The sequence below is a fragment of the Thermoplasmataceae archaeon genome (genome assembly GCA_038729425.1).
GTDB lineage: Archaea > Thermoplasmatota > Thermoplasmata > Thermoplasmatales > Thermoplasmataceae > B-DKE.
Genome location: JAVYSB010000003.1, coordinates 1 through 2,961, shown reverse-complemented (window position 1 = coordinate 2,961; position 2,961 = coordinate 1). Strand labels below are relative to the sequence as shown.

The window sequence follows — 2,961 nt, the reverse complement described above, 5'->3', positions numbered from 1 at the left end:
TTGTACTTCACGGCATCTCCAATAAGAGAAAGCAGGTTGTGGTAAAGCAAGGGATCGTAGAATGTGTGCCTCATGTCCTGTTGTCCAGCTGTTATTATAATAGGTGACCTGTTCAGTCTGGCAGTGTGGATAAAAGCCATGGAGTTGGCCACACCCGGCAGGTCATGGAGATTCACAAGTGTTGCACCTCTGCCAGCCTGGGCAGCTCCATCGGCCATGCCGACAGCTATGGAATCGTGAAGGGTAAGAACATAACCTTTAACCTTTCTCAGCATGGGTATCTCTGTGGTTCCGGGGTTACCAAAAACCGGATAGAGGTCAAGAGATTCCAGCGCATCTTCAAATATGTCATACCCCCTCATCTAAAGCACCCGGTAAAGCGGTTCCATGCCCTGCACATATCTCAGCACATTTGATACAGTTTCGGTTATGAACCTCTGCTGACTCTCTATTGTGACGCCGGCTATGTGCGGGGAAAACAGCACGCCTTCTAGTTTGAAAAGCTGTGAATTCGGGTCTGGAGGCTCGGTGGTGTAAACATCAAGCCCGGCACGCAATCCCCTGTTTTTCGTAGCGGTTATCAGGGCGTCCTCGTCAACAACTTCACCCCTCGATGTGTTAATGAATATAGCCCCCTCTTTCATGCTGTTGAAGGCGAATGTTGAAAACAGTTTTGCCGTTTTTTCAGTGAGTGGTACATGAACTGAGACTATATCACTTGACTCAAGGAGTTTCTTGAATGACAGGTAAGTAAGTCCTAATTCCTGTTCTCTGGGCTCTGGAAGTCTCTGGACATCATGGTAAACCAGCGCAACCTCGAATGGTAGGAGCCTCTCGGCAAGCTTCACACCAATGGCTCCCATGCCAACTATGCCAAAGGTCTTGCCCTTCAGTTCCCTGGATCCAGTTAACACTGGCCAGTTTCCTGACCTCAGCTCGGCGTCTAGGAATCGCATATCCTTCAGTATAGAAAGAACCATTGCAATCACATGTTCTGCGACGCTTTCCTTGTTTGCAACTGGAATGTTGCAGAGCATTATGCCGCGTTTCCTAAGTGCTTCCATTTCCACATTATCATAGCCGGTGCTTGCAACCTGTATAAGTTTTAGGGAGGGAAATTTATCAACAATATCGCCAGTAACCTTTGTAAATGTTGTTATAACCAGTACGTCGGCATCGCTTTTGTCGAAATCTGTATCTGTCCGAATCTCAAGATCAGGAAGAATTTGCGCAACACTTGTCTTAATTTCCTCAATTGGAAGGAACGCAGGCAGTACAGCCATTGCTTTCATGAATATGATAACGGGAATGTGGCATAAAAAATTATTTGAGGGGTCACGCCGGCAAAGATAATGGCACAATGGTGAACGTAAGTATGAACATCAGCAGACAGAAAAGGCCAATTCCTATGTCCCTTCTGGAAAGCTTAGAATAATCGTCCAGTGCAGGTGGATGGTTTATGCCAACGAAAATCACGAAAATCGCAAGTATCCACCATCCGGTGTAATAAATACCTATGACGATGAGGAAAATTACAAAGGCGTAACCGATGAATGATGAACGTTTGCCGAGGATACCTCTAGCAACATGTCCGCCGTCCAGCTGCCCTACAGGAAGGAGGTTCATGGCTGTGGCAAACATACCAACCCATACTGCAAATACCATGGGAAAAACAGGCGCAGCGGAAGCAGACGAAAGGCCAAAGAGTGGATATATAAATGGAAGGTGAATAACATATGGATATGGGGGGGCACCAGGCACGGCATGAAAAATATCCTTGAGATAATTGGCAACAAACAGGAGAGGTAAAGCGGTCAGGAAGCCGAACATGGGGCCGGCTGCTCCTATTTCAGCCATGGCTTTCCGGTTGGGTATGGGGTCACGAAGAGATATGAACGCCCCAAAAGTTCCAAGTCCAATGGGAAAAGGTATGAAAAATGGCAGGGAGGCTTTTACTGCAAATCTCTTGGCGACAAGATAATGGCCGAATTCGTGTATGCCGAGGATGAACATCAGGGGAAGCGAGAAAAACACCAGACCGTACAAAAAGCGCACGTAGATTGAACCGGGGCCTGGAGAAACGAAATCAGCGGAGAGCTGAGATCCAACATATACCGTCGAAGCAAGGGTGAGGATCAGCATGACAAGATTCACCCAGACGTCTCTGTATTTGGTGGGAGGTCTTCTGGTTACACCAACGAAGTTTTCCCCGTCCTGCTGTACAAAGGGGATATACCCTCTTGGGACAAGTTCTTTCCTCAGATTGTCAAACTGATCACTGAAATCCGGATTATCGCTATAAAAAAACAGGAATTTCAATTCAATGGGGGTAACTTGAACCTCGTACGTGTTTATGTATTTTTTTACAGTTGAAACTACATCTTCCAAATCATCGCTTTGCACTTTGAGTATTCTAATCTGATTTTCCATATAGATCAGTTTAAGTGTTTACCCCAGCTTAACGGAAGTTAATCACATTTCATAACCCACTGACCCGCTGGGGATATTTTCTACCACCCTCTGATCGGATGTTCATTGCAAGGTGACACACCATACGCTGCATCCGGAGCCCATGGGGCTGGTGAATTATCGTTCCGCGTCGTCATAAGTGCTCACGAATCACACTTACTAATTAACGGAACACACGGCAATCAGTTTTTTGCTTTTAACTTTTGGCACTGCTTGGCAATTAGAAGGTTGACATTTCACATTAGTTCAAATCTCAAGGTTAGCGGGACATTTCGCAGGTTATTTACAAGTAACATCTTCTTAGGCTCTTTAAGTTCAACTGGTCTGCAGAATTCAACTCAACATACCCTTGCCGAGGGAATTACTGCAATAATTATATTATGCATTGCTCTTCACATGTCAGGGCTTGTGGTCTAGCGGTTATGACATCGCTCTCACACAGCGAAGGCCGCCGGTTCAAATCCGGCCAAGCCCATTACGCACATCCTCTAT

General features: G+C 46.1%; 3 protein-coding genes and 1 tRNA gene. 1 reads left to right on the top strand and 3 read right to left on the bottom strand.

The window, feature by feature from the left end:
* The 3 genes from QW597_03335 to QW597_03325 all read right to left on the bottom strand — a co-directional run.
* A partial coding sequence (locus QW597_03335; protein ID MEM0155618.1) for a thiamine pyrophosphate-binding protein occupies positions 1-362 on the bottom strand: 362 nt, incomplete at its 3' end.
* Positions 363-1,292, bottom strand: a complete 930-nt coding sequence (locus QW597_03330) for a 2-hydroxyacid dehydrogenase (protein ID MEM0155617.1) — start codon at positions 1,290-1,292, stop codon at positions 363-365.
* Between the two features lie 43 nt (positions 1,293-1,335).
* On the bottom strand, positions 1,336-2,430 hold the full coding sequence (locus tag QW597_03325) for a site-2 protease family protein (protein MEM0155616.1): 1,095 nt from the start codon (positions 2,428-2,430) through the stop codon (positions 1,336-1,338).
* A gap of 441 nt (positions 2,431-2,871) precedes the next feature.
* Between QW597_03325 and QW597_03320 the strand changes: the two genes are divergently transcribed.
* Positions 2,872-2,944, top strand: a tRNA-Val gene (locus QW597_03320).
* Positions 2,945-2,961: the final 17 nt, after the last annotated feature.